The 7,134-nt window shown below is 54.9% G+C and carries 3 protein-coding genes and 2 pseudogenes; all 5 read left to right on the top strand.

Features of this window, described 5'->3' with window-relative positions:
• Positions 1-241: pseudogene (locus EJQ19_RS19640) on the top strand (sugar ABC transporter permease); the annotation flags it as partial.
• A 15-nt stretch (positions 242-256) separates the two neighbouring features.
• Positions 257-1,138, top strand: a complete 882-nt coding sequence (locus EJQ19_RS19635) for a carbohydrate ABC transporter permease (protein ID WP_126142939.1) — start codon at positions 257-259, stop codon at positions 1,136-1,138.
• 57 nt (positions 1,139-1,195) lie between these two features.
• A complete protein-coding gene (locus tag EJQ19_RS19630) occupies positions 1,196-2,812 on the top strand; it encodes an extracellular solute-binding protein (RefSeq protein WP_126142938.1) in 1,617 nt (538 codons plus the stop codon).
• Between the two features lie 105 nt (positions 2,813-2,917).
• A complete protein-coding gene (locus EJQ19_RS19625) occupies positions 2,918-6,304 on the top strand; it encodes a COG1470 family protein (RefSeq protein ID WP_126142937.1) in 3,387 nt (1,128 codons plus the stop codon).
• A gap of 21 nt (positions 6,305-6,325) precedes the next feature.
• A pseudogene (locus tag EJQ19_RS19620) lies at positions 6,326-7,134 on the top strand (heparinase II/III domain-containing protein); the annotation flags it as partial.

Below are 7,134 nucleotides of genomic sequence, written 5' to 3'. Positions count from 1 at the left end.
TGCCGTCGGCGGCATCTTCAATGGCGATTTCGGCCTCATCTATGCGATTATCGGCAGAAATCCGCTGCTGTATCCAACGACCGATGTCATCGACACCTTCGTTTTCCGGTCGCTGATGGATCTCGGCGATATGGGGATGTCGGCAGCCGTCGGATTCCTGCAATCGGCGATCGGTTTTATCCTCGTCGTGACGGTCAATTTCATCGCCAAGAAAACGGCGCCGGATTCGGCAATTTTCTAGAAAGGAGGCTTCTCCGTGATCAAAGAAAGCTTCAGTGACAAGCTGCTTAAAACGCTGTTTTACCTCTTCCTGACGTTGTTCTCCCTCTACTGCTTGCTGCCGTTCATCTCGGTGCTGGCGAGTTCCTTCGCAACGGAAAGTGAAATTTTGAGGAGCGGGTACACGCTTTTTCCGAAGACGTTCAGTTTGCAGGCGTACAAGCTGATTTTTGAAGACAACACGATTTACCGAGCCTATGGCGTGACGATCTTTGTGACGATGGCCGGCACCGTGCTGAGCATGATTTTTACGAGTGCCTTGGCGTACGCCATTTCCGTCAAATCGGTGAAATATCGGAATGCGATTGCGTTCTACGTGTACTTCACGATGCTGTTTCACGGCGGACTCGTCGCTTCTTACTTGCTCATCTCCAAATATTTGGACATGAAAGACTCGATTTGGGTGCTTATCATTCCGAGCATGATCAGCGCATGGAACATGTTTCTGCTGCGCAACTTTTTTGCCACGATCGATGAATCCCTGGCGGAGTCGGCGAAAATGGACGGCGCAAACGACGCTTACATTTTATTCCGCATCATCCTGCCTGTCTCGCTGCCCGCACTGGCGACAATCGGCCTGTTCTACGCGCTCGGTTATTGGAACAACTGGTTCAATGCCTTGCTGTATATCAACGATCCGCATAAGTTTCCGCTGCAATATTTGATTCAGCGCATTATGAACAATTTGGACTATATCAATCAGATTGCAGCGGACGTCAATATCCCGAACTTTATCCCGCCTGCGATTACGGTGCGGCTCGCCACGACGATTGTGACGATCGGCCCGATCATTTTCCTGTATCCGTTTTTGCAGAAGTATTTTGTCAAAGGTCTGATGGTTGGCGCTGTCAAAGGCTAAGTCCGCTTGAGCGGTTTAGTATAAATCATGATCGATAGTTAAGGGAGGAACACAGAGATGAAGACAAAACGTATTGGGACTGCTTTATTGGCGGTAACCGTACTCGGGATGGCGGCGGCATGCAGCGACAGCACGTCAAAGGACACAGCGTCCAGCCCTGCGGGCGCGAACGAAGGCGGCAAGCAAGCCGCATTGGCTCCGCTAACGCTCAAAGGCATGCTATTCGGGGATCAGCCGAAAGATATGCCGGCCGTTCTCGACGAGTTTGAGAAGCAGACGAAGGACAGTCTGAATACGAAACTGAACATTCAGTGGAATCCATTAAGCGACCATAAGCAAAAGGTGAAGCTCATGATGGCGGCCGGCGAAGATGTGGATTTCGTTTTCGATGCTGACTTTGCCAATTTGAAAGAGCTGGTTCCTCAAGGTGCCTATGCCCAGTTGGATAAATATTTCAATAACGACGCCTATCCTGGGCTAAAAAAGGCGTTCTCGCCGGAATTCGTTGCGGCGAACAAACGATTTGACGGGCATCTGTATACGATTCCGTTCACGCAATATTTTTACGATCTGCCGGTCGTTTATATCCGCAAGGACCTTCGGGAGAAATACGGCTTCCAGCCGATCGCGAACTATGATGATCTGGAAAAGTTTTACCAGAAAGTGCAGGAAAGCAATAAAGAGATGACGCCGATTGCGGTCAAAGGCAATGGCGGGTTCCAGGAAATCTGGACAGGAGAAAACAATGTTAACATGCCGACGATCGGTCAAGTTGGCGTGGCAGGCATTCCTTTTATCGTGCAATTGTCCGATGACGGGAAGAAAGTACAGAACATGGTAATGCTGGGTGACGCCGCTTCCGAGTGGGCTAAGCTTCCAGCACCGTTTAATACTGCGAAAACGGCTTTCCCGCAATACGATAAGTGGGCGGAGTGGAGCAAATATTTGGAGAAAGACGTGATCTCCCAGAAGGATCAGAAGGCTTACTTTATGTCCGGCAAAGCCGCTTCGTACTATGGCACAATTTCGTCTTTTGCTGCGGATCAGAAGAAGCTGAAAGATACGATTGCTGGGGCAGATCTGGAATTTTTCGTGCTCAAGAAGGACATTCGCGACATGAAGCCGCATGCGATCTCAACCAACTATAAAGCGAACAACTCGATCGCGATTCCGGCTACATCGAAAAATATCGACAGAACGATGAAGTTCTTTGATTGGCTGTTCACCTCTCAAGCGAATCACGATCTCTTTGAATACGGCATTCCAGGCAAGCATTGGGAAGCTGTTGGCACGAACCAGATCAAGCTGCTCGACGAGTCCAAAAACTACACGTTCCCGGGGTATGAGTTTACCTGGAACCCGTCGATGATCCGCTTGAGCCAGGACTTGACGGATCAAACCCGCAAATACTTTGAATACTCGGCCAAAGCGGATACGTATTATTCGGCCCCTCTCGCGATGTTTACGTTCGACAGTACGAATGTGAAAGCAGAGTTCGCGAATATGAGCTCGAAGACAGATCCATTCATTCAGATGCTCAAAGCAGGCCAGATCAAGGACTGGGAAGCGCAGACAGCGAAGCTGGCAGGCGAATTGAAAGCGCTGGGGTTGGATAAAATTCGCGCGGAGCTGCAAACACAGATTCAAGCGTATCTGGATAAAGGCGGCAAATAAGCGTTGTCATGACGGTACAAACGGAAAAGAGACTAGCCAAAGGGCGAAGTGGCCTGGGGAGGGTCTCTTTTCCCTTGCGGCCGCTTAAAAGGAGAGAGAACGGAGATGCCTACAACAATTGATCTAATGCAGGATTGGCGCATGGAAAGCCGAGAGGACGGCGCCGTTGTGTTTCATTATCCAATCCCTGAGGGGGCCCAGGGTTGGTATCCGATCGGCTTTGAGCGCGGCCATGACGGCTCGCAGGAAGCGATGGGCTGGTTTGGGCTGCACATCAGCCTGGTTGCCGAGACGGAAGAAACGAGCTTTCGCATTCAGGCGAATTTTGTGGAGGAGCGGAGCGTAAGGGCGACGGTTACACTGGCTGGAACAGGGCGCCATGACTGCATCGTCCGGTTGGACGATTTCGACATAGAGCGGAGCAAGCGGAACCTATGGCGGTTCGTGCAAAGCTTCGAGTTGCACGGCGCAGGACGCCTTGTTGGCGTTCGACTTCTGCGGGGGGAGCGGCTCTATGTGGAGACCGGCGTGCTTGGCCGAGCCGGGGAGGCTGGCGAAGAGGTCGCATACACGATGACGGTGCATAACTGCACGGATCGGCAGCAGCATGTGGCCGTGAAACAGCTGTTCGAGGGCTGGGAATCGCTTCTGGCGGATGTGACGCCGAAGCAGTTCGTATTGGAGCCATATGACCAGCAGGAGGTGACGGCGGTCGTGCGGGTTCATGACCGTATGGTGCCGGGCGGACATGAGACAACGACGCTTCGTTTTACGGGCAACGGGGACAGCAGCAGTTGCGTGGAGGTGGCGTTCAAAACATTGCGGAAGCTGCCCCATCCGTACATCTATCATTCGGAAGCCAAGTGGCAGGAGGTAAGGGAACGCATTGACCGACATGCCAGCTTTCAGCCGGGGTATGCGCAAATCATTGCCGACGCGGACGCTTGGGAGGTTACTCCACCCGTGCCGGTCGACGAGCGCGACTACTGCTACAATACGAGCGAGGAGCATGGCATCATGTCTGCCGCCTACGCCTATGCGCTGACCAAGGAGAAGAAATACGCGGAGAAAGTCGCAGCGTTTTTGCGTTATTTTATCGACGAAGAGACGGGTTATCCCCGGAAAAAGAAAGGCTGCAGCGCGAGCTATGTGCAGGAGGGGCATTTTTTCCAGCATTTGGCGATTCCGTACGACATCATTCATGATGCCGGGGTGTTGACGCCGGAAGAGCATCAGGGTGTAGAGCGAACGTTCCGCATCTATATGGACATTCTGGATCACCACTTGCAGCGGGGACACATCTCCAACTGGCTGCTCTCGGAAATCACGGGAGCGCTCTATTGCGCGCTGGCGATTCAAGACATCGAGCGGGCGCTGCGCTTCGTATTCGGTCCTGGCGGGTCGATTGAGCAGCTTCGTTACGGCTTGTTCAATGACGGCTGGTGGCACGAATGCTCGGTCGGCTATAACACGTGGGTGTCGTCCATGTATATCCATACGGCGCATGCCCTGCTGCCTTTCGGCTACAATCTGCTGCACACGCATTTCCGGATCCCGTTCAATGATGAAGTGAACAGCACATATGGCGGACAGGATGCGGAAGTGCGATTCGGCATGGTGAACAAAAAATGGGGCGGCAACCGTAAAAACTACGTCTGCATCAAAGATTTGTTCGATGCGGTGATCCCGTTTCTCGATGAACGTGGCGTGCTGTTCGGGATCAGCGACTCCGATGAGAAGAAGCTGGATGGGGTTCATTTTGGATCCACGTTCGATCTGGCGTATCAGTATTACAGAGATCCGGAATATATTCCGGTCATCCGGCGCTTCCCGCAAGCCGATCCGATTTTTGGGCATGCGGAGCTGCCGGAGTATGAATCCCATTATACGCGGAGTAACGCGTACTCGGATAACGTCGGCATTGCGATGCTGCGTAGCCAGACGGCAGATCGCCCGCAAAGCGAGCAAATTCAGGCCGTGCTGCGCTACGGCTCGCATGGCTATGCCCACGGGCATTACGACCGGACGGAGCTGCTTTCTCTCATGCGCTATGGGCGCAGCTTTTTCAACCCGGAGCATGTATGGTGGGGCTACCATCATTTCATGTACAAATTTTACGTGCAAAACTCCTTGACCAAAAACATGGTCGTCGTCGACGGCAAAATGCAGGTTCCCGCGGATTCACGCAGGCTTATGTTTTACAGCGGCAAGGCGCTGCAGGCCGCAGCGGTTGAAACAGTCGCGCCGTGGGCTTATCCGCCGTACGGCGGGATGATTTATCCGAACACGGCGACGCTGGCGGAGCGGTGCGAGATGAACGCCAGCTGGCTGCCTGAGCTGGAGGAGGCGCCACCATATGGCGCGCTGTCCGCTTACACGGAGCCGGTTGTGCAGCGCAAGGCGATGGCGGTCACGGACGACTATGTGGTGCTGTTCGATTATGTGAAGGGCGATACCGATCACCAGTTCGCTTGCTTGTTTCAGATGAAGGGATGGAAGGGCTTGGAGGCTGATAGCGTCGCTTATTTGAAACATACGAGCCAATGGTCGGAGGATGGGCTATCGGATGGACAATTCATTACCGATTGCCACTGGTACGACGTCTCGGGTACGAGTGTCGCACGCTTCGAAACGATCTTCGGCGAAGGCGAGGATCAGCGGGGCAATCGGACGGCGCATAACGTGCCGGGACGACTAAAGCTCGATGTGCATACGGCATGGCCGCTGCAAGCGACGCACATCACAGGGCGAGCGGCGGAATACCACGGGATGACGATTCCGCTTGCTTACCGGGTCGAGGTCGACGGGGAGGTCAAGGCTTGGGGCGAGTTCGGCGCTTGGCTGCTTGGCGAAGGCTTGTGCGACATCGACGTGCGAGGCGCCGCTTCACTAAGCTTGTGTGTGCAGAACGGCCCCAACTATACCGAGCAGAAGTATCCGGTACGAACGCCGCAGGGGCTGTTCTGGGGAGAGGCTTATCTCGTTATGATGGACGGCTCGACCGTTCCTCTCAGCGAGCTGGCGCTGGATTGCCGAAATGTCGATCCGGGACACGGCTTCGGCAAAGATTACGAAGGCGGCCGAGTGACGATTGTGGGCAACGAATATAAGGACGCGATCCCTACCAGCCCGATCGATCATGATCAGGAAGCCGTGATCCAACTGGATTTGGCGGGGTTGGATGCGGTCAGGTTCGTGGGCCGCGTTGGCGCGGACGCGTTCCCTGGCGACGAGTCGCAGCGGCGCATCACGTACGCCGTGCGGGCGCACGGGGAAGTCGGCCGGTTCATTACGATCGTGGAGCCGTATGAGGCGGAGTCGATGATTGCGTCTGTGCAGGCGGCGGACGCGAATACCGTTGAGGTGCGTCTCAAGGACGGCAGAACGCAGATTCTTGAAGTGTCTTCAATGGAGCAGGAAGACATCAGCTTGAAGCTGACCGAGTATGCCCACGGACAGTTGCTTCGAGAGGAAACGGCGGCAGGTAAATAAGCCGAGAGGGAGGATCAGAGCATGGCTGGACATACACAAGCACAATCGCAAGATCAACCACATTCGGATGGGAAGCGGGAGTTTGCCGAAGCGGGCACCGCTCACGCGAACTTAAAATCTTTGGTGGAGCGCGTCGAGAAGCTGTTAGCGAGCAGAGGCGCCTATTATACGGACGGCGCGAAGTTGGCGATGGGGGATATGGTTCGCGCCGCCAATGATGCGCTGGATGGGAAGCCGCACTTTCCGTTCGTACGCAATCGGCAGTTCTATGCGCCGAGAGAAGAGGAAGCGGTGTTATTTGCAACACGGCGGTACACGATGGCCCCTTCCTATAATGAGGAAGGCAAGGTGTACCACGAGTACGGGCTGGAGCCGGCGCTGGCCTGGTTCGAGCAGCAGGATGTGCTCGCTGAAGGGGCGGCAGTGCTGCCCCGGAAGGCGGAGGAGGCGCTCGCTCAGGCGGCGGCTCATCTGGAAGCGGCGCGGATCGGCAGCGCCGTCGGCGAGTACAGCGCTGAGGCGGCTGCGGCGCTGCGAGCCGAGATGGCCCAGCTGGAGGAAGCCAAGCTGGCGTTCCGAACCGGTGACAGCGGTGAGGAACTTGCGCAAGCAATTGTGTCGTGCCTGAATCGGCTGCGCGATTGTCGCTTTTCGCGCGTGCTGCGTTCGGACGTAGACCCGTCGGCGACGTTATATTTGACCGAGGCGGCGCTCCAAGAATTGAAACAAAACGTAGCGCAGGATGAGCTGCTTCGCGAGCAGTACGAGCGGATTGCGTCTTTGAGCGAACGGTACAGTCTCACGTATCTCGAGCAGGCGGCGGCGCTGCT

The sequence above is a fragment of the Paenibacillus whitsoniae genome (assembly GCF_003955665.1).
Classification (GTDB): Bacteria; Bacillota; Bacilli; order Paenibacillales; family NBRC-103111; genus Paenibacillus_E; species Paenibacillus_E whitsoniae.
Note: the sequence above shows the minus strand (reverse complement) of the source record. Positions and strands in the feature narration are given on the sequence as shown.